At 39.0% G+C, this 369-nt stretch carries 1 protein-coding gene; it reads right to left on the bottom strand.

The genetic code is table 11. The annotated features are described in order from the left end of the window. The coding region (locus B5G52_RS21830) for a phage integrase N-terminal SAM-like domain-containing protein (protein WP_176372610.1) at positions 1-281 on the bottom strand (281 nt) is incomplete at its 3' end. Positions 282-369 lie beyond the last annotated feature (88 nt).

Below are 369 nucleotides of genomic sequence, written 5' to 3'. Positions count from 1 at the left end.
TTTGCTTTTGGCAGCGCAATATCTAAGTTAAGTGGCCGATGTAAAATATTCTTAAACAAGAACCAAATGCTGTTTATCTGTACTTTTTGGCTTGCTCTAGACAGTTTACGAATCGCGGGATCGTTAAAAAAGGCGTTAAGCTCGTCATCCGTAATCAAATCGAGCGGTTTATTAAAGTAATGGCTGAGTTTAAGCAAATGCTCACAGTAGCTTTTACATGTACTTTGTGAATAACCTCGATAGGTTATTTCAGTTTTGACTTGTTCTATGAGTGTATTCATGACTTACCTCCAAGTTATGGGATAACCCCAAGGTAAGTGTGGCTCAAATGTTCAGAATAGGATCTCCGCGTAGCGGCTTAGTTCAACA

The sequence above is a fragment of the Pseudoalteromonas sp. A601 genome, assembly GCF_002165575.1.
Taxonomy (GTDB): Bacteria; Pseudomonadota; Gammaproteobacteria; order Enterobacterales; family Alteromonadaceae; genus Pseudoalteromonas.
This window is presented reverse-complemented; position numbering and strand designations above follow the sequence as displayed.